This is a genomic window from Mesorhizobium sp. BR1-1-13, from assembly GCF_020165515.1.
In the GTDB taxonomy this organism is placed as follows: Bacteria; Pseudomonadota; Alphaproteobacteria; order Rhizobiales; family Rhizobiaceae; genus Mesorhizobium.
This window is the reverse complement of the sequence record NZ_JAIUIH010000007.1, coordinates 284,349-308,908: the sequence shown is the minus strand read 5'-3', so window position 1 is coordinate 308,908 and position 24,560 is coordinate 284,349. Positions and strand designations below refer to the sequence as shown.

The following is a 24,560-nucleotide window of genomic DNA, read 5'->3' as shown; positions in this document are numbered from 1 at the left end:
AGCTGGAGTATTCTGCGATGAAACGCTGGCCAATCTACGACGAAGAACAAATAACCGATGTGGTAGAGGTTTTGCGATCCGGCCAGGTGAACGCCTGGACCGGCGACCATGTGAAGACCTTCGAACGCGCCTATGCGCGCAGCCTCGGCCGACGTCACGCGGTGGCGCTGGCCAACGGCTCGCTCGCGCTGGATCTTGCGATGAAGATCCTCCACATCGGCGCCGGCGACGAGGTGATCGTCACGCCCCGCAGTTTCGTCGCCTCCGCCGCCTGCGTCATGTTTGCCGGCGCCACGCCTGTTTTCGCGGATGTCGACCCGAGTTCGGGCAACCTTTCCGCCGAGACGATTGCGCCGAAGATAACGGCTCGAACAAAGGCAGTGATCGTCGTGCATATTGCCGGCTGGCCGTGCGATATGGCGCCGATCATGGAACTCGCAAAGCGCAGCGGCATAAAAGTCATCGAAGATTGCGCCCAGGCGCATGGAGCCGAATACAACGGGCGACCGATTGGCTCCTTCGGCGACATAGCGGCGTTCTCGTTCTGCCAGGACAAGATCATCACGACGGGCGGCGAAGGTGGGCTTGTCGCAATGGACGACAAGAAATTGTGGCTCGCTGCCTGGAGCCTCAAGGACCACGGCAAGAACTACGATCTGGTCTTTGCCCCCCATAGGGCGACAGGGTTTCGCTGGCTGCATGACAGCATCGGCACCAACTGGCGCATGACATCAATCCAGGCAGTGCTTGGCTTGCGGCAGCTCGAACGCCTGCCCGATTGGACTCGCCAACGCGAGCGAAATGCCAGCATCTGGATGAGGACGCTTGCTGAATTGCCGATGCTGCACGCGCCCCAGCTCGGTTCGGAGCATAAGCATGCCTGGTACCGATGCTATTTCTATATCAAGCCCGAGATGCTGTCCCCTGGATGGTCGCGCGACGAGTTGATTGCGGCTATCAATGCGGCCGGCGTCCCATGCTTCTCGGGAAGCTGCTCCGAGATCTATCTTGAACATGCCTTCGCGGACGCCGGGGTAGCGCCGCCCGAACGTCTGCCGGTCGCACGGCAGCTCGGTGAAACGAGTATGGCTTTTCTGGTCGACCCATCCTGGACGACCGAGGAGACCATGGCTGCTGCGTCGACGGCGCGGTCAATCCTAGTTACGGCTTCGCGCCAGCTCGAGGCAGCATGACAAAGGAACGCGCCATCAGAAAGGATGAAAACGTTCTAGCGTCTTCTCTGGCAGAGCTGCAGATAGTGACGTCGTCAGCAGCGAGGAACCTCACCCTTGCCCGTGCAGAGCGTGGTTTGCTCGGATTCGAACTGCCCGCCGCGGTTCGATTTTATCAGCAGATGATGCTCATCCGGCTCGTGGAGGAGCGCTTGCTCGATCTTTTTTCCCAAGGTCTCCTGTTCGGCACGACGCACACATCCATTGGACAGGAAGCCAATGCGGTTGGCGTGATAAACGCTCTTGACCGGGACCGCGACATTGTCTGGAGCAACCACCGCTGCCACGGTCATTTCATTGCCTATTCGGGTGAAGTCGAAGGCCTGATAGCGGAGATCATGGGGCGTGTAACCGGCATTTGCGGCGGACGCGGCGGCAGCCAGCACCTGTGCTTCCGCAACTTCCACTCCAATGGCATCCAAGGGGGCATCGCGCCCGTCGCGGTTGGCAGCGCGCTGGCGCGAAAGGACGAGGGCGCCGTTGCGGTGGTGTTCCTCGGCGACGGCACGATGGGCGAGGGAGCCGTATACGAGAGCCTGAACCTTGCGTCTGTTTTCGCCGCACCCGTGGTTTTTGTGATCGAGGACAACGAGATCGCCCAGACGACGCCCAAGCATCTGACCGTCTCCGGTTCGATCGTCGCCAGGGCCGAGCCGTTCGGCGTCCGCACGTTCGCCTATGATGGCAACGATCCGATCGCGATATATGAGCTCGCCCAAGAAGCCATAGGCTATGTACGCGCCAAATCCCGCCCTTGCTGGCTCTACTTGCGAACCGAACGGATCGGCCCGCACAGCAAGGGAGATGATACAAGGCCGGCGGAGCGTCTTGAGCAAGCTCGCGCCAGAGATCCCATACCTCCGATGCGCCGACGCGTTGCGAACGCCGATGAGATCGACGCCTACTGCCTGAATGTGGTGGACCGCGCGGTCGAATCCGCCGCCGCGGCCGCCTTGGCGCGGGGCTGATCCATGCGTGTCGTCGAATCGATCAATCGCGCTCTACACGATCTCATGGGAGCCGATCTCCGTCTGGTGATTTTGGGTGAGGATGTTCTTGACCCCTACGGTGGCGCCTTCAAGGTCACCAAGGGTCTTTCATCAGCCTACAAGGACCGTGTCTGGACCACGCCGATCAGTGAAGGCGGCATTGTTGGCATGGCGGCAGGCATGGCCATCAAAGGCCGGCCCGTGATCGTCGAACTCATGTTCGGAGACTTCATAGCCCTTGCTGCCGACCAGATCATCAACCACGTCGCCAAGTTCCGCTGGATGTACAACGACCAGGTTGAGGTCCCCGTCATCATCCGCGCTCCCATGGGCGGTCGGCGCGGCTATGGGCCGACGCACTCGCAAAGCCTGGAAAAGCATTTTTGCGGCGTGCCCGGGCTGACGGTGCTTGCCACTCACGAGTATGCCGATCCTGGTACGCTTCTGCATCGGGCCTTCGCGTCGCGATCCCCTCATCTGATCATCGAAAACAAGGTGATGTATTCCAGGCCCGTGCTCGGACCCGACGCGCTTCCACATCCGGCGGATGCAGATGTCGTGATCCTGACATATGGGGGTTGCGTCGAGCACGCTGTCGCGGCCGCAAAGAAACTCGCGCAAGAGGAGGAAATCGCGACCACCGTGGTGGCCGTCGAACAGCTGTCGCCCTTCCCTGGCGATGATGTTCGAAGCCAGGTCGGCAACTGCACGCGTGTGGTCGCGGTGGAGGAAGGCTCTCCCGGCTGGGGCTTCGCGTCGGAGTGTGCGCGCGCGCTGATCGGTCGGGTCAAGCACTTCAGCGCATTGACCGGGCCCGATCACCCCATTCCCTCAAGCCGCGACTGGGAGGACGACCTGCTGCCGGGTGTGAACGCCATCCAGGCGGCCTGCATCGACCTGTTCCAGAAAGGCTAAGCGTACATGACCGTGCTTGTCGAAGCCCCGCGGGTTAACGCCAACGAGGACAATCTCCAGCTCATCGAGATTCGGGTCACACAAGGTGAAAGGGTCGAACAAGGCACAATTCTTTTCGTGCTTGAGACCACCAAGGCCGCAGTCGAAGTTGATGCTCCGGAGGCAGGAACTGTCGGCCTGCTGGACATCAAGGTCGGTGACTTCGTTCCTGTCGGCGCAACGCTTTGCAAAATCGTCGACGAAAATTCGAATGCCGTTGTCGGGGAAACCAGCGCGGCCGATGTCGGGGCCAGCGAGGTCGCGATAACGGCTAAAGCCCGCAAGGCCGCATCCGAGCTCGGGGTCGACCTTGCGAACGTCATTCCGTCCAATGGCCGCATTGGCGAAGCCGAGGTGCGCGCTGCTGCCGGTCGCCGATCCGGCGCCAAGAGAGCCGAACCGGGCGAGCCCAGTTCTGTCGCTTTCTCCAGGCGGGCCGTCATCATCGGTGGCGGCGGCCACGCCGCCTGTTTGATCGATGCTCTCGATGGGGCCGGATACGATATCGTGGGCTGCACCGATCAAGCGTTGCCCGCCGGCCACCACGTCTGCGGCGGTATTTCGGTAATCGGCACGGAAGACTGCCTGGAGCGCTTGCTTGCCGAGGGCACGCGCTATGCCTTCATCGGCATTGGAGGCGCCCAGTCAAGCCAGGTGAGGCGGGCAATGTATGAACGCGCCACCGCAATGGGCTTCGTTCTGCCGCCTGTGATCCATCCTTCCGCGATCGTCTCCAAGGCGACCAGGATTGGACATGGCTGCCATATTTTGGCCGGCGCGAGCATCGGTCCGCGCTGTACGATCGGTAACAACGTCATCGTCAATCAAGGGACTATAGTCTGCCACGACAGCCTCGTTCAGGACAATGCGCACCTGACACCAGGCGCCATCCTAGCCGGCGGAGTGGGCATCGGAGCCATGACCGTCGTAGGAATGGGCGCAACGGTGCTCCTGGGCGTCCAGATCGGCGCCGACTGCCTGATCCACAACGGCGCGCATATCAGCGCCAATGTCGCAGACAACACCATCGTCGACGCGCAGGGCCGCCGCCATCTCCGCTAATGCATGTCGCCCAAAGGCGATCTCCGGCTCGGGAAAGCGACATGGCGGGCGGTTCGACGTGGCGGCTCTCGTCCCAGCGGCCGAGGGCTCGCCAATTCCGATCCGTGTCAGTCGAGCCGTACTTCGGTTGCGGTCCAGCGGTCGCCGCAATCAGCATGGGGGCTGGGTTAAATCAGTCCCGCAATGCGGCTGTTAGTCATCCGGTGGAGTTTCTGCGGCAGCCCACTACTTTTGGGCGGGGGTGTCCTTCGAATTCCCGAGCATTGCGAGACCTGGGATGGTGTACGGTGAAATGGTCTGCGGGATCCAACTTGAAGGCTCAGATGACCGTTGAACATCTCCATTCTCAGAACTCATCGGGTCCGCAGCATTTTCCCGTCGAAGCGTCAGCGAAGCGGGCTGGCGACAATTCGTTCAATGTAGCCGCGCATGGGTTGCGCGGCATTGCTTCTCTGATGGTCTTCTTCGCTCACCTCCTGGGCGGCACGGCGGAGCACGTCTACGCCTCCAATTCGGCCTATGTCGACCGCATTACGCCCTTCTGGAATTTCGGCACCTTCGGAGTCTGCCTTTTCTTCGTCATCAGTGGCTTCGTCATCCTGCCTAGTGCGATACGCTATAGTCCCGCTCAGTTTGCTGCCCGACGGTTCCTGCGCCTCTACCCTCTGTTTTTCGCACTCAGCCTGCTTTTCATCGTGCTGAACGCAACTACCAACTTTTATCCCGAAACCAACAATCTCACAGCGGTTCTGGCAGGACTGACATTCCTGAACCTTGCAACCCATACCGAGCAATTGACGCCGAACGCATGGAGCCTGACCTTCGAGGTCTGGTTCTATGTGTTTACCGCAGCATTCGTTTTCCTGACGGTTCGTCGCCCGACCAGGCTCGGCACAATTGCGCTCGGTCTTCTCGCGGCGCTCTTTGTCGCCCGGTATCCGATCGCATTGTACTTTCTTGCCGGCGGGCTGATTCGCCTTGCCTATGACCGATATGAATGGGTAAGCCTGGGCCGCCATCGGCTTGCCGAGAGTGGGGCGTTGGCAGCCTGCGTCTTTCTCGCCAGCCGCGGCCATTACGACTATCACTGGTCCGATTTCCAAAGTGCCGAGCTTCCCTTGCTTATGGTCGCGACGGGGCTTTATTTCTTCCTTGCAGTGTCGCGGAACAGCTTAACGGCCCTACTCCTTGGCAATCGGCTGCTTCGATACTTCGGAACGGTGAGCTACAGTCTGTATTTGGTACATCCCTACACGTATTTTCTGACGCGCTCGCTGTTTTCCCGCGCCCATCTCTTTTCGGACAATGTTGCCGTATCAATGGGTGCCTTCATTTTGGTGGCGGCGGCGATCACCTGGGTGCTCACGCATTTCGCGAACAGAACGCTCGAGCTGTGGCCTTACGAATTTGTCTATCATCAGAAGATCTATCGCTCGAACTCGCAGCCAAGCGCAATGAGGCTTTGGCTGGCGTCAAATGCCAAACGTGCGGCATGGCTGCGGGGGTAGGACCGCCGTTGCGCGGCGACCTGCGGTTTTTTGAGGTGGATAGATAGCGGACTGGTCGTAACACTGTTCTAAGGCTGCAAGCAGGGATGTAGCTCGCATTTGTGTGACGCGATGTAGGCGCGGGATCGTGATGACCAAGGGCGCAAACAGCGACACCTCATGCTAGTGGGAGGACGAAATGGATCCACTTGTCATCGACGCCAAGCCTCAACCTATTTCAATCGATCCCGCTGACGCTGCCGTGCTCGTCGTGGACATGCAGAATGACTTCGGCTCCAACGGTGGAATGTTCGACAGAGCCGGAATCGATATCTCCGGGATTCAACGGGCTGTCGGCCCTACTGCCAGCGTAATAGCTGCCGCTCGCGAATTGAGCATGCCCATCGTCTACCTGAAGATGGGATATCATCGCGACCTCTCGGACCTTGGAACATCGGACGCCCCCAACCGTATTCGACATCTCCAGATCTTCGGGGTCGGCGCGAACATGGCAGCCCCGGATGGCAGCGAGAGCCGGATTCTGATCCGCGACACCTGGGGAACAGATGTCGTCAACGACCTCAAGCCACAGGCAGGGGATATCGTCCTCTATAAAACGCGATTCAGCGGTTTCTACGAAACCGAACTCGATTCGGTTCTGAAAACCGCAGGCGTCAAACACCTCATCGTGACAGGATGCACGACCAGCGTGTGTGTGGAATCGACAATTCGGGATGCCTTCTTCAGGGACTATCGCTGCATACTGCTGACGGATTGCACCAGCGAGCCCATCGCTTGGGACGCCCCAAGGAGCAATCATGATGCCTCGATCACGCTCGTTCAGATACTCTTTGGATGGACATCGACGTCCGACCAATTCCTGAAGGCGGTCGCGGAGCGAGTTCACGGGCGTAGCCGAATGAGCAGGCGAAGCTGCCTATCAGTCACCTCGAAGCACCGCGGCTGCCGCTCAGGGCCAGCATAGATCAAGCCCAAACACAACCGATGTCCGGTCCCAATGCAAACCGGCAATCTCAGAGATCGCGACCACTCTCGAAAGGTGCCCCGACGCATCACCTACGATTAGTCGTCCGACTTTGCCACAAGATCGGCGATGCGGGACACGTCCGGCACGTAAAGCTCTTTCGCATGGCGTAGCACCAATCCGATGTTTTGCAGGTAGCTCAGTTCGCGTGCCACCGCCTCGCGGTGGGTGCCAATGCGGTGGGCCAGATCCGTGTGGGTCGGGATAGGAGAAATCCTCGCTGAACCGTCGGCTCCTATGTCTTCGGCGCATAAGCGCAGCAGTTCCTTATGCACCCGGGACCGAACGTTGAGCGTCGAAAGCTCAACGATGTGCTCGACAAGCACCTGCTGACGTTCCACCAACAATTGTACAACGGCATGCAGGGCTTCAGGATCCTGCTTGACTATCTCCAGAAAGGCACGACTGCCGATCGAAGCGACAGTACATGGTCCCGCCGCTTCGACCGAATATGGCATCTGGATGTCGCCGCTCAAGGCAATTCCGTTAACAAGAGAGCCACGATGTGCGGGGGGGAGCGAAACGATCTTGCCGTTCCGGGTATAAACAAGCGCCCGAAGCTCACCCTCGAGCAGAAAAAAAAGCCGGTCGACACTTTCGCCGGCCGGGACCAGTACATCCCCCTCATTGAGATGCAACCAACGACAGCGGCGGTCTATCTCTATCAGCGTGGACGACTTAACATTGCTGAAATGCTCGATATTTTTCAAATCCGGCCCGTGCATATGGTTGGCATCAGCTACGGAGGTGATCTCCCCGTCAGTCTGCGGGCCTGGATATCGAACGGGCGGTTGTTTCATCCTGGATCGCGCCCCCCTTGCAAAGGTTCGCAGCCGCTTCCGTTGCGGCTGCTTCCCAAGCTCAAGCAAATCACATCTACTAAAACGGTCCGTCAAGAACCATTATTCGTTGAGTGAGGCGGCACCCATATTTCAATTCCGTATGGCAATCCCTTCATACGGCGTTGTGTTGAGTATGTAGGCAACTTCCGTACGGTTTCTCGCACGAAGTTTTTTCATCACATTCCGGATGTGTACCTTGACCGTGCTTTCACACATGTTGAGCTCGTACGCGATGACCTTGTTCGCCTTTCCTCGACGCAATGCCTCGATGACAGACATCTGACGCGAAGTAAAAGTGTTGTCTCCGTGCGGCTGCTGCTTGGTCGCGGGCTGGCCGTCGGTGACGGCGCGCCCTGAATGAAAGAGAACACTGGGCGGGACGAAGGTTCCGCCCGCCGCGACAAGCTGGATCGCCTTGGCGGCCACCTGCAACCTGACGCTGGTAGGAATATAGCCACGCGCGCCGTTTTCGACCACTTTGAGAATGTCCTCAAAGTTCTCGATATCCGATAGGATGACCACCCCTACCTCGGGCCTGGTCGCCTTCAGATGGCCTATCTGGGAAAGATGGTAGTCCGCCTGGGAGTTCGACCACATCACACACATCAGGACCGTCGAAACTCTCTGCGTTTCTTCGGGATCCGCCATGTCGAACGCTTCGACCGACGCGTAATGCTGGATATGAAATGATGGCTCGATGATTTCGAGGCTTCTGCTGAAGCAGTCACACATCAAAGGCCGGCCATCGATGATTGCAATCTCGATTCCCTCTCCCGAGGACGGTGAGAGACGATTGACGTCGAGAATAGATGGATATTGATCAAGATCAGTTTTGTCCGTCCGATCATTCGCAGGCAAAAAACTTGTCATGACTCACCCCCGCGCAAATCTCGCCCCAACGGAGATTTCGCTTTTAAACCCATACCTTAACACTTTAGTAATAGCTTGTGGACCGGAGGTGGTGGTGTGACAAAACGCACAGCGCGGCCAAAATTTCGGTTTCCCCAAGCAATCAAAGTGAAAAAGTCCTGGTTGCAGTATTATAGTTGGCTTCGAAGTCCATGCGCTTACCAATAGGGGGTAGCTACGGAAGTAGCGGTCACCCAGAATCCTTACGACAAAGAGCTGAACAGGGTGGTTATGTGAGCCGTTGGTCAGACCTTCGCTCAAAACGCGCATACTTTCTCGGCAAAACGTAAAATTGCATTCAGGAGCCGGCACATTCCATATGGCGGACCTGCGGCATGAGACGTCGCAGCCAGCGCCCTTTCCCGTCGATTGGCCGCCTTAGCGAAGATGGAGGCGAGCCTTATTCGAGGCTTTGCCGCAAGTGCTGGCCCAGCCTGATAGCGAGCGCGACGATGGTGAGCGTGGGCATGTCGTTGCCTCCAGTCGGGAAGACCGAGCTGCCGGCGACGAACAGATTTGCGAGGCCGTGCACCTGGCACGAACTATCGACCACGCCGGTTCGCGGGTCATCGCTCATCCTCGTCGTGCCCATGTGGTGTCGAACCCAGTGATAAGGGATGTCTCGCTCCCCCGCCGGGTTTTCGTCCTGGCCTGCATGAATGGCGCTTCTATGCCCCAGCCGCTTCATCTCTTCAGTGATGATTGCCTGGACACGCTCAAGCGTCCGTCGGACGAGAGGCCCCACATTCCATTGCAGCTTCACACGGGGCAGACTGAACTCGTCGAGCCTTGTATCGAGCGTGACGCGGCTTGCCGGATCCGGTTCTTGTTCGAGTATCGTGTCAAAATGAAAATGCCTTGCACGCCGACGTGAGTGCCATATCCGTTCGAAACCTGCCGACATTGCTCCCGCAGGATGCATCAGGACAGTTCGGCCGCATTTGATAAGATCGCGATGCAGGCGGCCTCTCCGCAGCCAGAAGGCAAGATACTGCAAGGCTTCGGAACCATCCATGTGATTGACGCAAGGTCCAGGCTTGATCCATGTGCGGGAATCGAGGAGGCGCTCGCTTGCACGTATCTCGGGCCGCAGCGCCAGTCCGAACGCATCATTGGTGCCGCGGTTTTCAGGCGACAATCCGGTCCTGCGGGTCCAGGGCACGTGGAGGTCTATCATGTTGTCGGGTTGGCTGACTTGCAGGCTTCCCCATTTTACCCGGGGATGCTCCATGAAATAGCGGCCAACCAGGTCATACTGGTTCCCTATGCCATTCGGCGCCTGTCGGTTTGAAACAAGGAGCAGGCGCGCGTTTTCGATACCGCCACAGGCCAGCACGAAAAATCGCGCGTCAATCTGGAATCGTTTGTTCGGCGTGCTCGCTACCTCGATGGAGCGAACCCGCCTTCCGCAGTCATCGGTGTCGAGCCGCAGCGCCGTGGCATGCAGCACGACCTGCACGTTTTTTGCGTCCTGAAGCTTCTTGCGAAGCGTTGCTCCGATATCCGGAGTGGGACTGAGAAAGCAGCGTTCCGAAAAGAGCGGCCCGTTTTCAGGCATGACCGCGGAAGTCGGCCAATCGGTCAGGAGGTCGTCGATTCCGAGCAGCCGGGCTGCGGTCTCATAATGGGGTAGTAACGAGTTATGGGCGACGGGCCACCCACTCAGGGGTATCCAGGGGCGATGCTCGAAATCGCCATGATCCAACATCTTGCACCATCCGCCCCAACCAGCCTTGCCTGTGCTCCCGCCGAACTGACGAAGGCGGCAAAGGTCAAGAGCTTCGTAGGGTTGACCCACGGACAGCCCGCGCGACAGCCGTTGGCGCCAGTGCTCGTACGTCATGCCGCCGCTTTCGATGACGCATATGCGATGCCGCATGCCTTCGAGTTGTGATGCTATCGCCAGACCGGCGGCACCGGCTCCCACAATGCACACGTCCGCCTCCAGGCGCATCCCCTGCGGAAAGGCGTTGCAATCTTCAATCATGGCGTCGATCGGGCATGGCGTCGATCGGGACCAGAAATTGCACGCTTGTGAGAATAGCGTGTCCATTTGCGCCCTGCCCCCAGCCCTATCTGGCTGCTGGTCCCGCTGGCATCGGGCAGGCACGTTAAATTTGTCATTCGAAGAAAACAAATGCGACGATACGAGCAACGGCGCGAGGACTGCCGGAGCCCCGCCCTGTGCTCCATTCGGTTAGCCTCTGGAAGTTCGGCCACTGGCATTCCGTTGTCCAAGCCTGATCCTCTTGGCTGCCTCCGAACGCAACGCAGTTAAATTCGGCGCCACAATCGGATAATCCGGCGGCAAACCCCATTTCTGCCGATATTGCGCTGGCGTCATGCCGATGGACGTAAGATACCGCTTCAACGATTTCATCCGGCGTCCGTCCTCCAGATTGATGATGAAGTCAGGGGTCACCGACTTGCGGATCGGCACGGCTGGAACAGGTTTTGGTTCGGGCTGGTGATCGCCCACGGCAAGCTTTTGCAAAGCACGGCCGACATTCTGGATCAGGTCAATCAGGTCGGAAGGCGACGTCCGGTTCTTCCTGACATAGGCCGAAACAATATCAGCGGTTAGCTCAATGTGGTCGGCGGGGTCAGAGTCCATGAGTCCGCTCATTGCCTGAAGAAGATTACCTTCCGTGGCCGAGGCGCGGAGCACGTTCTGCATCGCTCATTGAAGGACTGCCCACCGTCACAGGAGAATGCTCCTGATGCCCCGCTCCTTGCATAGCCCAATGCCATCCCCAGGTGCCGTTTGTGTCAATTGTCCCTTGGCGGCAGCCGATCCATCCAAAAGTGGTACCGCTGGCAGTGCCTATCCCGTGACGGCAGCGGCGAAATGGCAACAACGGCGGCACAGCTAAGCCGGCAGGACCTCAGTGATCCGATGCCGGTGCGCACATATCGCGTACCGGCACCGACTGTTAAATCGATATCCAGCGCCGCCTCTCTGCGGCGGCTCGACTTGTTAAGGCTGTCGTGTCAGGAGCTTCATGGCGAGCGCGAAGTCACGATTGTCCACGCGCCGCGCCTTGAATGATGTTTGCGCCTTGCGCTGCGCGAGCGCGCTCGGACCTGAGCGGCGCGGCTTGAGGAGCAACTCTTTCTACCACTCCGAGCCGGTATAACCCGCAGCTTCCTTCCACAATGCGAGTGCGATGCTTGGCGAGCGGCCTTTCACTTCAATGTCTTTGCCGCGGTACTTTCCAGCCGCAATCCACACTGTCTTCGAACGCTGATAGATGTTGACGTCGAGGGCGCTGGCTAGAGCCTCCCAGTCCGTACGTTTTGAAAAATCCATCCGACCCCCGTCTCTCCATAATGTGGAGCAGTAACGAACATGGCGGATGAGAGTTCCGGATCGTGGGGACTTCATCAGTGGTTTGCGCAAACCGGTCGCACAGCGCCGGACCGACCGGCATCGGCCGATCCGACCTTTGTCCCGGAATCGGCAAAACGATCAGATGAAAGAAGCACTGAAGCGGTCAGTGAGCCTGTCAAAAGAATGTGTTTGATCGTGATAAGCCTCCAAAAGAGGGCATTGCTTATCCCGCGGATATGAATAGTTTTTTTCGAGGAAAATCTCGTATATATCGATTAATTCTTTGCATCCGTTAAATCAGATGGGAACTCTGCATGTATGTACATATTGTACAAAGGGAACCCTTACACGCTGATCTTCGTCTTGGCCCCGAACTGCAGAATGGCGATCCATAGACGGCATGCGGGTAAGGGGAAACGTAACGGCTGAAGCATGCAAAGCTTACTTGATACAAATTGTTGTGAACCCCCTTCTTCTCAAAAAGCGTCTACATTCTTGGATGGGCGCTCTAAGTGAGGTCTTTGGCATGGGGCCGTTATCGCGAAGGACGTTTGCACAGGGAACAGTTCTGGGCCTGTTACACTGGCTTGGCCTTACCAACCCTGGCAAAGCGGCCACTCAATCTTCAGCTGGCGTAACGCTTATCGCCGGCGGCAGACCTGCGGTAACGCTCGTTACTTCGGACCAACCGAGTGGCTCTGTTCACTACGCCGCCACGGAACTCGGCTGGCACATAGAAAAAGCGACCGGCATCCAACCTGCCATCACAACTGAAAGTCATGTCTCGCCGGCTGGCCTGCGGAACGCCGCCCATATCTTTCTGGGCGACACCCGGTTCGCCCGGGCGGCCGGAATCACCCTCGGTGCATTGCCGCGTGAAACCTGTATCATCCGAACCGTCGGCAACCATCTGTGCATCGCCGGCCTCGATCATCCCGGCAGTGCACTCGACCAAAACACGTCCGCGGGCACCCTCTTCGGCGTGTACGAGCTCCTTGACCGCTATTTCGGTGTCCGATGGCTATGGCCAGGTGAGCTGGGAACGTTTGTCCCAAAGGCACAGTCCTTGGTGATCCCTCCGCTTGATTACGTCGTTACGCCTCGGTTCATGCAGCGTCGCGTGCGCCCTGGGGCTGGCTTCACGAGCGAAGAACATCCCGAAATGGGGTTCACCGCAGCAGCGGCGAAAGAATACATGAAGGCACAGGCCACGTTCCTGCGTCGCCACCGAATGGGCCGCAGAGTACCCACGAACTACGGTCACGCTTTCGTCGACTGGTGGCAGCGGTATGGCACCGAGCATCCCGAATGGTTTCAATTGGTCAGAGGCAAACGGGGCCCGGTGAGGCTGGGCGCTCGCTTCTCGATGTGCATTTCCAATCCGGGCTTGCGAGAAGAGATCGTTTCGCAATGGCGTGAGCATCGGAGCGCCTCTGCGGGACAACCAGCTTTCGTCAATGCGGTCGAGAACGACATCCCGGGGCAATGCGAGTGCGAAGTATGCAAGGCGCTGGATGGCCCAGAGCCGCCTGACTATCGAAAGTTCATTCCGTCGAAGTCGAAGATCGCCAGCAAGCCTTTCGTATCGGACCGCTATGCGCGTTCATGGCAAGCCATTCAGCGGATAGCCGCCAAAGACGACCCTAACGCGGTCGTGGTTGGATACGCCTATATGAACTACTTCGCGGCACCGACATCGGGAATCAAGTTGAACCCGAATATCCTGATCGGGTTTTGCCCATCGGCCTGGTACTATCCACGCAACGGCGAAGAGCAGGACTGGATAAAAGACCAGTGGCGCGGATGGGCGGCAACGACTGCCCAGGTGTTCATGCGCACCAACTATTTCCTGGATGGCTACTGCATGCCGCATATATTCGCCGGCCAGTTCGCCGACGAGTTTCAGAACGCGGCGCGAAACGGGATGGTCGGAACCGATTTTGACTCGCTGACAGGCCATTGGGCGACGCAAGGTCCAAATCTCTATTTGTTGATGCGCCTGCAGACACATCCTGAGATTGCCGTGGAGTCATTGTTGTCGGAATATTATTCAGCCTTCGGACCTGCGGCCGACGACGTCAAAAGCTATTTTAATTATTGGCAGGCGTATACTTCGAACGCTCGCGCCCAGCTGCGGGACGGGTTCGAGGCTCTTGGAGCATCTCGTTGGCGAAGCTGGGCAAAGGCGGCGCACGCTGTCTATCCAGAGGAGAGTTTCGCGCCGGCGGAAGCCTTGCTGGACCGGGCGACCGCCTTCGCAATCCAAGATCCGGAAGCCTCCATGCGGGTGAAGTTCCTTGAGCTGGGATTGCAGCATGCGAAGCTGTGCTCGCGAGCGGCCAGCAAGCTCACGCTCGGCGATCCGCAATCCACCTATGAGCGCGGGAAGCCGGAAATGGAAGCGTTGCTGCAATTTCGGCGATCATATGAGCATATGTGGATATCCAACATGAACCACTGCGCGTGGGTGGAGAGCCAGAGTTGGATCCTGCCGGGCTTTGCGATTCAATCTCCGGACCTTGATCCGGAATGATCCATCTATTTTGAAGGACGTTGCGGGAAGCTAGCTGGCCAAGCCGCGCGATATCGCGCCCTGGCCAGCTAGGAGAGGTGGTCGGCGTGTGCCAGGCACTGCCGACTGTGCGCGGTGCAGTTGCGGGAGCGCTTCTGTCCATGAACGGGGGGACTGCGTCAAGACAGGCGACAGACGCGACAATCACCTCGCAATTTTTCCTCAATCGCCGGAGAGGACACGTCGTGCTGCGCGGAAGTCGGTGCCTGGCTCTGGTTTCCCGATGTGAGGCCGAGACTTGCCGGACTGCATTTTTCCTGTGCGGCTTTGAGCTGTGTTAACGTTGCCCTTGAAGCGGTGAATCGGACCGAGGGGACTAGGGTCCGAAACCCGATTTTCATCCTGTTTGGCTGACACCTCCCGTTGTTTTGGGAGTTGTGAACCACCTGGGCATTTCGCGATTCGAAGGCGAACCGTCAACCACGCATTAGAGTATTGTTAGGCCCAGGTACTTCCCACCTCCCTTTATAGAACACGGGAAGTCTGTAACCTATGACTGCAAATTGTAAGCTGGCAGTTTGGGGCTACTCCGTTCGGATACCGTGTGCTGCCGACGGCAAGGGCCGCGGCACCGATGGCAGGGGCCGTGGCGGCAACGGCCATGCTCAACCAGCGTTTTCATCAGATCCCTGTCACCCAAGGTCAGCGTCACAAGAGTCCGCAAAGTGTGGCCAGGAACATGGAACAACCGCTCTCAGCAGCAGTTGTCCGCTTCAGGAGGCAATATGAGCGCGACGATCGAGTTCTTTCGAACCTGGCTGCAGGAGAATGTCGGAAACCTGGCCACCGACACGCAAGTCAGCGTCGCCGTGTTGGCCCAGCAATTCGAGCAGGATGCGGACGCCGCAGGATATGGGCGCGAGGTTCGCGAAGAAGATATCGGCAACATAGAGGACGCCATCCAGCAGGCCCTCGACAAGACGAGCGCAACCAACGGCCGGCAGCCAGTGCCGGAAGAAGATGGCTCGCTCACGCCAATCATCGAAGGTCTTGAGGCTGCGGAGCCTGAACACTCAGCGTCTGCCGCTGGTGACGGCCGTAAGGAAGAGAGCTGACGAGCGCCTACAGCCGAATACCGGATCGTTAGTCTGGCGTATCGGGCTGGGTCGATCAGCGAGGGAAGCCCCGCACAGGATGATCTTCTTCACGAGCGACACTCATTTCAACGATCCACGCATCCTGCGAATCGACCGGCGGCCGTTCAGCTCGCTGGCAACGCATGACGCGGCGCTGATGAGCCTCTGGAACGAGACCGTCGGCTCGGACGACGAGATCTGGCATCTGGGTGATTTTGCCCGCCCGAGGGCCGGCATCGAAAACATCCTGTCGCAACTCAACGGGCGCAAGCACCTGATCATCGGCAATAATGACGCAAGCGATGCAACGCTCGCATCTGGCTGGGCCAGCATCCAGCACTATGCGGAACTGGTGGTGGACGGCACCCTCCTCATCCTGTGCCATTATCCGTTTCGGACCTGGAATCAGATGGGCAAGCAATCGGTGAATTTGCACGGGCATTCGCATGGCAAGCTGAAGCCGCTTACTCGCCAGCGTGATGTCGGCGTTGACGTGTGGAATTTCCGGCCGGTTTCCCTGCCGATCCTGCTCAGCAAGCATAACCGTCGATCAGGCTGAGTGTGGCCCGGCGCCACGGACCGGCAGTCGTCATTTATACAGTTCTTGATGTGCTTCGCTCAGCATCAAAGTCGGACAAGAATGAAGATCGATCACGATTTTTCGTTACAGGAACAACAAGGAGGGCGCACCGTTGGGAAAGTGATCGCAACAAGCGATTTAACCAATGGAGACACTTATGATGAAAACGATCTTCGTCGCATCCGCGCTGTCCTTAGCGCTCGCCACATCCGCCCTGGCCCAAACGAGCGGCTCGGGCAATGCCGGCGGTACCGCAGGTGGCGGCATGAACAACAGCGGCACGAGCGTCAATGGCTCCGGCAACACCACGGGTACCGTCACAACTGATCCGAATGCGACGAACTCGACCACGACAACGCCCAACGGCATGAATGACCGTTGCAAGGACACTGCGGGCAATGACGTCGACACCAATACCGCCAGCGGCACTGCCACCTCGCCGTCCCAGAATTGCAACAAATAGTTCCGCCAGCAGAATTCAGCTCAGGCCCGGCGATGACCGGGCCTGAGAATCGTAAGGCTGGGCCTATCGAAAGACTCAGTGCGTGACCGCTACTACCAAGCCTTGAGCCTCTCAGTCGCACGCGATCGGCAGCAGTTTCGTTTTGCCGGTCAATCTGGCCCCCAGCGTCAGGCTGTTCGGGAACCCGCTCACGAACGTGTTCACCGCGGCAGCGGACATGGGATGGGAGGCAAGGCGTGCCAACAAGGCAGCCACGCGAATGCGGGTTGCAAATTGTCGGTTCCAGGCCTTCGAATAGCGGCGTCCAACAGCAATCCTCGCCGCCCGGTCCCAACGGTCGAACCTGGCCAGTTCATTGGCCAACAACCAGCCTGACTGCAACGCCATCGAGATGCCTTCAGCGATGATGGGATGGGACTCACCGGCGAGGTTGCCCACCCGAAATATGTCGTCGGCAAAACGTGGGCGTATGCCAGGCCGCATGGGACCTGCGGCGAGCCATTCGCCATGGAGCGTGGCATTCACGATCATGGAGGCGACACGGGGACACGAAGCAAGGATATGCGCATGAACAGCTTGGGCTGCCGACGAGGCGTTGCCTTTTTCGCGCAGCCTGATCAAGACGTCGCGGCGTATGCAGCACGACAGCGACATCCTGTTCCGGTCGGCCCAGACCATGCCGCCATAGCCGCCTGGAAATGCCAGCAGGGGCATGAGGTCGCGGTCGAGCTCAGCGCCGGTGAAATGAGCCTTGAATCCGAAAAGATCGTGCGGCGCGTTGGTTTTCGGCAGATTCGTCGGAAGCCTTCCTTGCTCCCACGAGCCATGCGCGGCGATCACGACCGGCGCAACGAGAACTCCCTGAACGTGCTTGCTTTCGATCCGAACCATGGCGTTGTCACCATCGGTGGTGATCTCCGCCGCCCGCCAAGGCTGAAACACGTCGGCTCCGGCATCGCGAGCCGCATCCAAAAGTATGCCATCCAGAACGTCGCGCCCGAGCGCGCGTCCAAATGCATCTCCCGCGGCCCGCGGCATGCCCGCATCCGTGCTGGGACCCGATGCAAAAAGTGCAACTCGCTTGACCTCAGGACCAGCTTTGGCGCGAACCACGGCGCCCCCACCCAATTTGTCCAACAGATCCAGATTGACCGCAGACATGAATTCCCCGCAAACTTTGCGGCGCGGGAATTCACTTCGTTCGACGATGGCAACGGCGCGCCCCTGGCCGCTCAAAGCCAAGGCCACCGAAGAACCACTTGGCCCGGCGCCTATGACGATGGCGTCGTACATCATGGCAAACCTTCCGAAGCGCGGTCGACGGCAAGGAAGGCGTGCGTAAACGGTCCAATTCTGCGTTCTGCACACTGGCGCCTGAAATCCGGAGACCATAGGCTGGAAAGCTCATGCCCCGCAAAACCGGCGCGGACGCTTGCCGGCGCATCGTGCAAAGTCACCTCGTTCGCGCCGATGACATGCAGAAGCGAACAGGCTCTTAAGGCAATGGCGTTTCGGCTCGGCTCGGTGGCGAGAAACACTGGCGCCAGAGGGCGAAGCGCCAAAAAAAGGCGTTTCAGGGCTGCGTCCGAAAAATGGTGCAGAAACAAGTTGGCCGATACCACATCGAAGGTCCCGGCGCGGGGTCTTTCGATCCATTCGAAGACATCATCGGTGACGGTTTCGATACGCCAACCAAGTGCGGAGAAATCAGCGAACCGCTTGTCCGAAATGAGGTTGAACTGGTCAAGCATGACAAGGTCGACATCTGTCCAGCGCCGGGCGAGGCGCTTTGCGACGGAGAGCATGAATGCTCCATCGCCGGAACCAATTTCCAAAAATCTGGTCGGGCTTTTGCGCACGTTCGCCTTCAACAGGCTGGCCATGATCGCGCTCTGAAACATTAGTGCGTTTATCCAAGCAAGATCACGCCGCGAACCGACTGCTCTGGGATCGTCGGGGGGCAAATTGTCGAGCAGTTCCCGCTCGATCCGACGATGGTCGAGATCATTGGCCATTTAGGTATCGCCGGCTGTGTGGAACATCATCGTCTCGGTCGTCAGGCCGGGTCCGAATGCCATGGCACAACCCACACGGTCTTCCTTTGTGGCCTCGCGCAGCATTCGCTCGAGCACGAACATGACGGTAGCAGAGGACATGTTTCCGTTTTCGCGAAGGACCTCCCGGGAGGCCGACAACGCATCGGAATGGAGATTTAGCGCGCGCTCCACAGCGTCGAGAACGGAGCGCCCGCCCGGGTGGACGGCCCAAAGGTCGACGTCTGCGACGCTCCTGTTTCCCAGAATGCTGCCGATGTCTGTGCCGAGTGCATGGTGGATTGCGGCGGGAACCTCTCCCGACAACACCATGTCGAAACCATCGTCATGTATGTTCCAGGTCATGAGGTCGCGGCTGCCGGCATCGACGAGCGCGTGAAAACTATCCAATCCGATGCCAAAAGGGCTGGCGCTTACCGACGCAGCCGAGCAGCCATCGCCCCACAGGCAGAACGAGAGCAGCTTTTCGAGGTCGGAGGTCTCCTTGAGGTGGAGCGTACAGAGTTCGATGCTGACCACCAGAACCCGGGCCTCGGGTTCCGACCGGATGATGTGTCGTGCCTGCTTGAGTGCGTTAATCGCTGCATAGCAACCCATGAAGCCTATGATTGTGCGCTCGATGGTGGTCGGCAGGTTGCACCGGGCAATTATTTCCAGATCCAGGCCGGGGGCGGAAAACCCCGTGCAGGTGGTAACGATCAAATGCGTGATACGGCTCCTGTCCTGACCATGAAGGAGCTTCTCCACGGCCTGTTCAGCCAGAGCGGGCGCTGTGGCCGCGAACATTTCCATGCGCTTTGCCGTGCCTGGAAACGCGCCGCGTTTGAAAACACCCTCCAGATCGACACTTGGACCTTCAGGATCATCGGCGGGCGCAAAGCACGAATAACGATGCTCTATTCCGCATCGGTCCGCCATGCGATCAAAGATCGCCCGGCGACGGGGATCTGCCGTCAGCTGGGAACCGGCAAATTGAAGAAAGAAGCGGTGAACGCCATTCTGCGGAACGGCTGCCGCAATCCGATTGATGAAGGCTTGAGCGGGCATTTTTCTTCGGCCTACATCTTTAGGCTGGTGTACCGCGGGCGTGACTAGGAACCCGACCGGGTCGGGACCAGCTCCTGAGAGATGGTAAACACTGTCATAAACGTCCGGGACAGATGAAAGCTTCCCTCGTCCTCGACGATTTCCAAGGAGCCGGCCCATGGCGGCACCAAGCGCAGTTGGAGGCATCCCCGCTGTCGGCAGCGCAGGCGGGCGAGCGTCGAACTTGGGCACCGTACCGCAACGGTTGCCGCATTCGCGTCAGGATGGATGGCATCGCAGCCGCCATGTAGCGAGACGAGTCATCCATCCCTCGACCGGCCAAGGCCTTGGCCAGTCGACCGCGATCTCGGTCGGACCGGCGGCTTCCCCGGACCACCAGGGGTATTGTCAAGGCGGCCTAGCTATCATGCCAGCGGGGACAAACCGCTGTCGAATGGCCGTGCGCGGAGATGCCCTATTTGGCGTTTTTGGCCCCGCCGATCTCCTTGTCCCACTTCTCGAACATGGCAACCAGCGGTTTGGCGTCGAGCGGCGGTTCGATCGGGTTGTCGGCGATCATCGCGGCATATTCGGGCCGGCCGAAGCGCTTGATCGTGTCCTGGCTGTCCTGCGGCGCCATCTCTATCGGCACGTCCCTGATCGACGGGCCGGGGTACATGTAGCCGTGATCGTACATGAATGCCTGCTGCTCGGGCTCAAGAATGAAGGCGATCAGTTGCAGGAGAACGCCGAGCTTTTCGTCGGAAACGCCCTTTGGGATAGCCACATAGTTGGCGTCGCTGACCCAGTGGAAGCCCTTCAGGGTCGCAATCTTGTAGTCTTCGGGAACGATGCCGAGATAGCGCGGATTGATGTCCCATCCGGTGGTCGTGGCGATGATGTCGCGCGTGCCGTCACCCAGTTCCTTCATGGTGACGGTCGTGCCGGAGGGATAATAGTCGATGCAGTCGTTCAGTTCCTTGAGATAGGCCCAGGTCTTCTCCCAGCCGTCGATAGGATCCAGCGGATCCTTATCGCCGAGCAGGTAGGGAAGGCCCATGACGAAGGTTCGGCCGGGGCCGGAATTCGCCGGTCGCGCATACATGAACTTTCCCGGATGCGCCTTGCACCAGGCAAGCAACTCTTCAGCGGTCCCAGGAAGGTCCTTGACCCGATCCGGCGCATATTCCAGGAGCGGGCCTGACGGATACCAGCTATCGACGAAGGCCTGGCCCTTCGCCATCTGCTGCATGGCATAGGCGCCCGGCAGGTAGCGCTCGTCGAGCTTGGGAAACATATCGGCGTAGTCGGGCAGGATCTGGGTCCACAATCCCTGGTCGATGCCCGCTGCAAGGGCGTCGTTACCGGTGAGCACGAAATCGATGTCCAACCGGCCTGCCGCCTGCTGGGCCTTGAGCTTGGCGGCAAGTTCGGGCGCGGGGGCCTGCGTATAAACGAACTTCGAAATCAGTTCCGGATGGGTCTCGGCGAACTTTTCAAGCGCTCGCTGGCTGAGCTGCAGGTCGCCGGCAACGTCGACCACATTGATGACCAGCGGTTCCTTCGGCTTCGGGAACTCCTTGGCAAGCGCGAAAACCGGCCTTGCCGTCGCGGCAACGCCAGCACCCAGGATCGTTAGAAGGGCATTGCGTCGGGTTGTCATTGGTGTCTCCTCCCTTTCTAGGTTGCGTGGACGATTATTCGCCCACGGTGTCCGGCACTTCGCGAAGCAAAGCAGTCGATTGCGGATCGAGAAACAGGTGGCAGTCGGCATGCCTGCGCAAGATACCGGCCGGCACCATCGGCGAGATCGGCGCTTCGACCGTATCGCGCACCGCCTCGGCCTTGCGGCGGTCCGGCACCGCCAGCACGATCAGACCGCTTTTCATGATTTGGTTGACGGTCATGGAGATCGCCCTGTGCGGAACGTCTTCCAGCGTCGGAAACCAGCCTTCGCCGAACTGCTGGCGGCGGCAGCGGTCATCCAGCGTTACCAGGTGGAAAGGCGCGGTCGTCTCGAAGTCCGCGGGCGGATCGTTGAAGGCGAGGTGGCCGTTTTCGCCGATGCCCGCGAAGGTCACATCGATGGGGTGGCGGGCAATCAACGCATTGATGCGCGCCACCTCGGCACCTGGATCCGGCACGTCCCCGTCGATGAAATGAAAGGCCCCGAGCGACGGCAGCAGTGCGGTGAAGCGCTCCTTGAGATAGCGCCGAAAACTGGCCGGATGCGTATCCGGCATGGCGACATATTCATCGAGGTGAAAGCCGGTGACGCGCGACCAGTCGATGTCATCCCGCTTCACCAGCGCGGCAAGTACCTCGAACTGGCTGGCGCCGGTGGCGACGACGATATTGGCCGCGCCGCGCGCCTCGATCGCGGCGCGGATCGACTGCGCCCCCAGTTCAGCGGCAGCGGCGCCCAGCAGCTTTTTGTCCGGTTTCACGTAAATTCGCATGATCACTCCGTGGTTGTAAGTCGATCGAGCCCCGCCGTGGCTCGCTGCGAGCACGGGGCCTGGGTTGTCGCCCTGATGACGAATTCGGTGACGAGATTGATGCGCTTGTGAGCGAGCGGCTTGCCTTGCAGCATAGCGACGAGAAGCTCGACCGCCTGCCTGCCGGCCTCCGCGCAATGGGTTGCGATGGACGTCAGGGGCGGGAAAAGGGTTGGCGCCAGTATGCCGTCGCAGCCGATCACGCTGTAGTCGCCCGGCACCGACAGGCCGCGCGCGGCAAGCCCGGCCATGATGCCTTGCGCCATGACATCGTCGAACGCGAGTACGGCGGTCGCGCCCGTCAGGACGAGTTCATCGACGCAGGCCTGGCCGGCCTCGAAGCTTGGCCGCGAGGTCGGAACTCGTACGATCTCGACCCCAAGCTCGGCGGCCCTCCTGGTCACGGTGCCGTAGCGCTGGCTGTTCGACCAGGAGAATGCCGGCCCGGCAACATAGGCGATCGATCTATGGCCCAGCGAAACCAGATGCTCCAGCGCTTGCCCATAGCTTGGCCCGCTGTCGACCAGAAGCCGTACCATGCCGGGAATGTCGCGGTTGACGAGGACGCAAGGCCGCTTCCGCGCATGTTCAAGGATCTGTTTCGTGTGCAGGCGCGAAGAGGCGATGATGAAACCTTCTACCTGCGCCGACAGCTTGGTCAGGAGAATGTCTTCCACTTCCGGCGTCTCGTCAGAATCGCCGATAAACGTCGCATAGCCACAGTCGCGGGCCGTCGCCTGCCCCCCACGCATCATCGCCGCGAAGAACGGGTTGGTGATGTCGGGCACGATCAGCGCGATATTGCCCATCCGGCCGGTGCTTAGTGCGCGCGCGGCATGGTTGGGAACGTAGCCGAGCCGCGCGGCGACCGAGTGAACCCGCGCGACCGTCTCGCGACTGAGAAGTTCCGGCCGGCTGAAAGCACGCGAAACGGTAGCCGAAGAGACGTTGGCGGCGTCCGCCACCTCGCTCAGCGTCGGTGTTGAAGATGAATTGTTCCGCCTTCGGTCAGGCATGCGCGCCCCTATGCAAGCGCTTGCATGAAAGCGCTTGCACGAAGTCGTGTCAAGGATTGATTGACCTAGAACAGGTCGGATAGTCGGGGTGTCCCCCGAGGCAGTCCTCCACAGGCGGAAACCGACCTAATGCCGATCGACGTCAGGGATAGGACAGGATCGGCGCAGGCGGACCGAAGGCCGCGCCGATCACGGTGGGCATTGCCGCGCCGTCAACCCTTGGACTGGAGCGCGTGGATCACGCCGCGCAGTTCCGCCAAACCGCGCAGGCGGCCTATCGCCGGATAGCCCGGATTCACCTTCTTTGTGAGATCGTCCAGCATGCGGTGGCCGTGGTCGGAGCGGAAGACGATGGTGTCGTGCGGTTCCCGTTTGCCGTCTTCGGCCAACAATTCGCGCAGTACCGCAACCATGTCCACGTCGCCGTCCAGATGCGCCGCTTCATGGAAGGTGCGGCCATCGCCTTCGCGCTTGGTCGCCCGCAAATGCGCGAAGGGGATACGCGGCGCGAAGTGCTTCGCCATCGCCGGAAGATTGTTGTCGGCGCGCACGCCAAGGCTTCCGGTGCAAAAGCACATGCCGACGGCCGGCGACGGAACTGCCTCGAAGAGCGCGTTGTAGTCGGCGGCGGTCGAGGCCACCCGCGGCAGACCGAAGAGCGAGCGGGGCGGATCGTCCGGATGCAGCGCAAGCCGGACGCCGCTGCTCTCTGCAGCGGGCGCGATCGCCGCCAGGAATTCGGTGAGATGGTGGCGCAGCCGGGCGGCATCGATGCCCGCATAACGCTCCAGCCGGTCGCGAAATTGCGGGACCGTCAATGGCTCCGTGGTTGAACCCGGCAGCGCGCTGGCGATGTTGGCGACGAGGGTCGCGGCCTCCTCTTCGCTCATCGCCTCGAAGACAGCTTTCGCCCGCTCCCGGTCCTCGTTCGAATAATCGGCCTCGGCTCCCCTGCGCTGCAGGATGTGCAGGTCGAAAGCTGCAAACCGGTCCTGATCGAAACGCATCGCGGTCGCGCCGCTTGGCAGTTCGTAGTCGAGATCCGTGCGGGTCCAGTCCACCAGCGGCATGAAATTGAAACAGATGATATGGATGCCGTTGGCCGCAACCGCTTCCATGCTGGCGATCCAGGCCTCGATCTCGGCTTTCGCCTCGCCGCCGTGACGCTTGACAGCGTCGGGGACCGGTATGCTTTCAACAACCGACCAGACAAGCGGAGATCGGTCGGACGGCGTATCCTCGATCATCGCCTTGCGCGTCGCCACCTCCGCCTTCGTCCAGGCACGCCCGATCGGGACTTCGTGCAACGCCGATACGATATCGGTGGCGCCGGCCTGACGCACCGCATCGAGCGGAACCCCGGCATCCGGCCCAAACCATCTCCATGCCTCGCGCATTCGTCATTTCTCCAACTATTTCAGGGC

Annotated in this window: 22 protein-coding genes; 10 read left to right on the top strand and 12 right to left on the bottom strand. The window is 59.6% G+C overall.

All coding sequences use genetic code 11. From position 1 onward, the window contains the following. The first annotated feature begins 17 nt into the window (after window positions 1-17). The 6 genes from LB533_RS18630 (at window position 18) to LB533_RS18605 (ending at window position 6,709) form a co-directional block, all read left to right on the top strand. On the top strand, window positions 18-1,193 hold the full coding sequence (locus LB533_RS18630) for a DegT/DnrJ/EryC1/StrS family aminotransferase (protein ID WP_224677889.1): 1,176 nt from the start codon (window positions 18-20) through the stop codon (window positions 1,191-1,193). After that, entirely contained in the window at window positions 1,190-2,200 is a 1,011-nt protein-coding gene (locus tag LB533_RS18625; protein ID WP_224677888.1) for a thiamine pyrophosphate-dependent dehydrogenase E1 component subunit alpha, read from the top strand. The genes LB533_RS18630 and LB533_RS18625 overlap by 4 nt, the downstream gene beginning before the upstream one ends. 3 nt (window positions 2,201-2,203) lie before the next feature. Then, on the top strand, window positions 2,204-3,136 hold the full coding sequence (locus LB533_RS18620; protein ID WP_140642944.1) for an alpha-ketoacid dehydrogenase subunit beta: 933 nt from the start codon (window positions 2,204-2,206) through the stop codon (window positions 3,134-3,136). Between the two features lie 6 nt (window positions 3,137-3,142). After that, window positions 3,143-4,237 (top strand): NeuD/PglB/VioB family sugar acetyltransferase, encoded by a 1,095-nt coding sequence (locus LB533_RS30170; protein ID WP_224677887.1) that lies wholly within the window; start codon window positions 3,143-3,145, stop codon window positions 4,235-4,237. A gap of 323 nt (window positions 4,238-4,560) precedes the next feature. Further along, window positions 4,561-5,745: an acyltransferase family protein gene (locus LB533_RS18610; protein ID WP_181169499.1), complete on the top strand. Its 1,185-nt coding sequence runs from the start codon at window positions 4,561-4,563 to the stop codon at window positions 5,743-5,745. A gap of 178 nt (window positions 5,746-5,923) precedes the next feature. After that, a complete protein-coding gene (locus LB533_RS18605) occupies window positions 5,924-6,709 on the top strand; it encodes a cysteine hydrolase family protein (protein ID WP_140642950.1) in 786 nt (261 codons plus the stop codon). Between the two features lie 98 nt (window positions 6,710-6,807). Here the strand turns inward: LB533_RS18605 and LB533_RS18600 are convergent, their stop codons facing one another. From LB533_RS18600 to LB533_RS18580, 5 genes are all read right to left on the bottom strand, one after another. Further along, entirely contained in the window at window positions 6,808-7,569 is a 762-nt protein-coding gene (locus LB533_RS18600; RefSeq protein ID WP_140642951.1) for a Crp/Fnr family transcriptional regulator, read from the bottom strand. A gap of 132 nt (window positions 7,570-7,701) precedes the next feature. Continuing rightward, the gene (locus LB533_RS18595) at window positions 7,702-8,481 is read right to left on the bottom strand and encodes a response regulator transcription factor (protein WP_140552790.1); all 780 of its coding nucleotides are present in this window, start codon (window positions 8,479-8,481) and stop codon (window positions 7,702-7,704) included. A gap of 439 nt (window positions 8,482-8,920) precedes the next feature. Next, complete coding sequence (locus LB533_RS18590) at window positions 8,921-10,573, bottom strand: FAD-dependent oxidoreductase (RefSeq protein ID WP_224677886.1); 1,653 nt, start codon at window positions 10,571-10,573, stop codon at window positions 8,921-8,923. Window positions 10,574-10,717: 144 nt separating this feature from the next. Continuing rightward, window positions 10,718-11,197 carry a MucR family transcriptional regulator gene (locus LB533_RS18585; protein WP_411910503.1) on the bottom strand — a complete coding sequence of 160 codons (480 nt, stop codon included), beginning with the start codon at window positions 11,195-11,197 and terminating at the stop codon, window positions 10,718-10,720. Window positions 11,198-11,635: 438 nt separating this feature from the next. Next, a complete protein-coding gene (locus LB533_RS18580) occupies window positions 11,636-11,830 on the bottom strand; it encodes a hypothetical protein (RefSeq protein WP_140552792.1) in 195 nt (64 codons plus the stop codon). A gap of 466 nt (window positions 11,831-12,296) precedes the next feature. On the opposite strand from LB533_RS18580, the gene LB533_RS18575 reads away from it, so the two are divergent. The 4 genes from LB533_RS18575 (at window position 12,297) to LB533_RS18560 (ending at window position 16,542) form a co-directional block, all read left to right on the top strand. Continuing rightward, on the top strand, window positions 12,297-14,384 hold the full coding sequence (locus tag LB533_RS18575; RefSeq protein WP_181169501.1) for a DUF4838 domain-containing protein: 2,088 nt from the start codon (window positions 12,297-12,299) through the stop codon (window positions 14,382-14,384). 764 nt (window positions 14,385-15,148) lie between these two features. After that, window positions 15,149-15,478 (top strand): DUF768 domain-containing protein, encoded by a 330-nt coding sequence (locus LB533_RS18570; RefSeq protein WP_140642955.1) that lies wholly within the window; start codon window positions 15,149-15,151, stop codon window positions 15,476-15,478. A gap of 79 nt (window positions 15,479-15,557) precedes the next feature. Further along, complete coding sequence (locus LB533_RS18565; protein WP_140642957.1) at window positions 15,558-16,058, top strand: metallophosphoesterase family protein; 501 nt, start codon at window positions 15,558-15,560, stop codon at window positions 16,056-16,058. A gap of 178 nt (window positions 16,059-16,236) precedes the next feature. Next, the gene (locus LB533_RS18560) at window positions 16,237-16,542 is read left to right on the top strand and encodes a hypothetical protein (RefSeq protein WP_140552796.1); all 306 of its coding nucleotides are present in this window, start codon (window positions 16,237-16,239) and stop codon (window positions 16,540-16,542) included. Window positions 16,543-16,653: 111 nt separating this feature from the next. Here LB533_RS18560 and LB533_RS18555 read toward each other — a convergent pair whose 3' ends face one another. From LB533_RS18555 to uxuA, 7 genes are all read right to left on the bottom strand, one after another. Further along, the gene (locus tag LB533_RS18555; RefSeq protein WP_224557128.1) at window positions 16,654-17,838 is read right to left on the bottom strand and encodes an NAD(P)/FAD-dependent oxidoreductase; all 1,185 of its coding nucleotides are present in this window, start codon (window positions 17,836-17,838) and stop codon (window positions 16,654-16,656) included. Next, entirely contained in the window at window positions 17,835-18,557 is a 723-nt protein-coding gene (locus tag LB533_RS18550) for a class I SAM-dependent methyltransferase (RefSeq protein WP_140642960.1), read from the bottom strand. The genes LB533_RS18555 and LB533_RS18550 overlap by 4 nt, the downstream gene beginning before the upstream one ends. Further along, entirely contained in the window at window positions 18,558-19,643 is a 1,086-nt protein-coding gene (locus LB533_RS18545; protein ID WP_140642962.1) for a type III polyketide synthase, read from the bottom strand. A gap of 454 nt (window positions 19,644-20,097) precedes the next feature. Next, window positions 20,098-21,285: an extracellular solute-binding protein gene (locus LB533_RS18540; RefSeq protein WP_140642964.1), complete on the bottom strand. Its 1,188-nt coding sequence runs from the start codon at window positions 21,283-21,285 to the stop codon at window positions 20,098-20,100. 34 nt (window positions 21,286-21,319) lie between these two features. Beyond that, a complete protein-coding gene (locus tag LB533_RS18535; protein WP_140642966.1) occupies window positions 21,320-22,081 on the bottom strand; it encodes a glucosamine-6-phosphate deaminase in 762 nt (253 codons plus the stop codon). Between the two features lie 2 nt (window positions 22,082-22,083). Beyond that, on the bottom strand, window positions 22,084-23,136 hold the full coding sequence (locus LB533_RS18530) for a LacI family DNA-binding transcriptional regulator (protein WP_140642968.1): 1,053 nt from the start codon (window positions 23,134-23,136) through the stop codon (window positions 22,084-22,086). 212 nt (window positions 23,137-23,348) lie between these two features. Further along, window positions 23,349-24,533: a mannonate dehydratase gene (gene uxuA, locus LB533_RS18525; RefSeq protein ID WP_140642969.1), complete on the bottom strand. Its 1,185-nt coding sequence runs from the start codon at window positions 24,531-24,533 to the stop codon at window positions 23,349-23,351. Between the last annotated feature and the right edge of the window lie 27 nt (window positions 24,534-24,560).

Bases quoted from the DNA above. Each gene is read 5' to 3' on its own strand.
- LB533_RS18630 (WP_224677889.1), top strand. From the start codon at position 18: ATGAAACGCTGGCCAATCTACGACGAAGAACAAATAACCGATGTGGTA.
- LB533_RS18625 (WP_224677888.1), top strand. From the start codon at position 1,190: ATGACAAAGGAACGCGCCATCAGAAAGGATGAAAACGTTCTAGCGTCT.
- LB533_RS18620 (WP_140642944.1), top strand. From the start codon at position 2,204: ATGCGTGTCGTCGAATCGATCAATCGCGCTCTACACGATCTCATGGGA.
- LB533_RS30170 (WP_224677887.1), top strand. From the start codon at position 3,143: ATGACCGTGCTTGTCGAAGCCCCGCGGGTTAACGCCAACGAGGACAAT.
- LB533_RS18610 (WP_181169499.1), top strand. From the start codon at position 4,561: ATGACCGTTGAACATCTCCATTCTCAGAACTCATCGGGTCCGCAGCAT.
- LB533_RS18605 (WP_140642950.1), top strand. From the start codon at position 5,924: ATGGATCCACTTGTCATCGACGCCAAGCCTCAACCTATTTCAATCGAT.
- LB533_RS18600 (WP_140642951.1), bottom strand. From the start codon at position 7,569: ATGAAACAACCGCCCGTTCGATATCCAGGCCCGCAGACTGACGGGGAG.
- LB533_RS18595 (WP_140552790.1), bottom strand. From the start codon at position 8,481: ATGACAAGTTTTTTGCCTGCGAATGATCGGACGGACAAAACTGATCTT.
- LB533_RS18590 (WP_224677886.1), bottom strand. From the start codon at position 10,573: ATGGACACGCTATTCTCACAAGCGTGCAATTTCTGGTCCCGATCGACG.
- LB533_RS18585 (WP_411910503.1), bottom strand. From the start codon at position 11,197: ATGCAGAACGTGCTCCGCGCCTCGGCCACGGAAGGTAATCTTCTTCAG.
- LB533_RS18580 (WP_140552792.1), bottom strand. From the start codon at position 11,830: ATGGATTTTTCAAAACGTACGGACTGGGAGGCTCTAGCCAGCGCCCTC.
- LB533_RS18570 (WP_140642955.1), top strand. From the start codon at position 15,149: ATGAGCGCGACGATCGAGTTCTTTCGAACCTGGCTGCAGGAGAATGTC.
- LB533_RS18565 (WP_140642957.1), top strand. From the start codon at position 15,558: ATGATCTTCTTCACGAGCGACACTCATTTCAACGATCCACGCATCCTG.
- LB533_RS18560 (WP_140552796.1), top strand. From the start codon at position 16,237: ATGATGAAAACGATCTTCGTCGCATCCGCGCTGTCCTTAGCGCTCGCC.
- LB533_RS18555 (WP_224557128.1), bottom strand. From the start codon at position 17,838: ATGATGTACGACGCCATCGTCATAGGCGCCGGGCCAAGTGGTTCTTCG.
- LB533_RS18550 (WP_140642960.1), bottom strand. From the start codon at position 18,557: ATGGCCAATGATCTCGACCATCGTCGGATCGAGCGGGAACTGCTCGAC.
- LB533_RS18545 (WP_140642962.1), bottom strand. From the start codon at position 19,643: ATGCCCGCTCAAGCCTTCATCAATCGGATTGCGGCAGCCGTTCCGCAG.
- LB533_RS18540 (WP_140642964.1), bottom strand. From the start codon at position 21,285: ATGACAACCCGACGCAATGCCCTTCTAACGATCCTGGGTGCTGGCGTT.
- LB533_RS18535 (WP_140642966.1), bottom strand. From the start codon at position 22,081: ATGCGAATTTACGTGAAACCGGACAAAAAGCTGCTGGGCGCCGCTGCC.
- LB533_RS18530 (WP_140642968.1), bottom strand. From the start codon at position 23,136: ATGCCTGACCGAAGGCGGAACAATTCATCTTCAACACCGACGCTGAGC.
- uxuA (WP_140642969.1), bottom strand. From the start codon at position 24,533: ATGCGCGAGGCATGGAGATGGTTTGGGCCGGATGCCGGGGTTCCGCTC.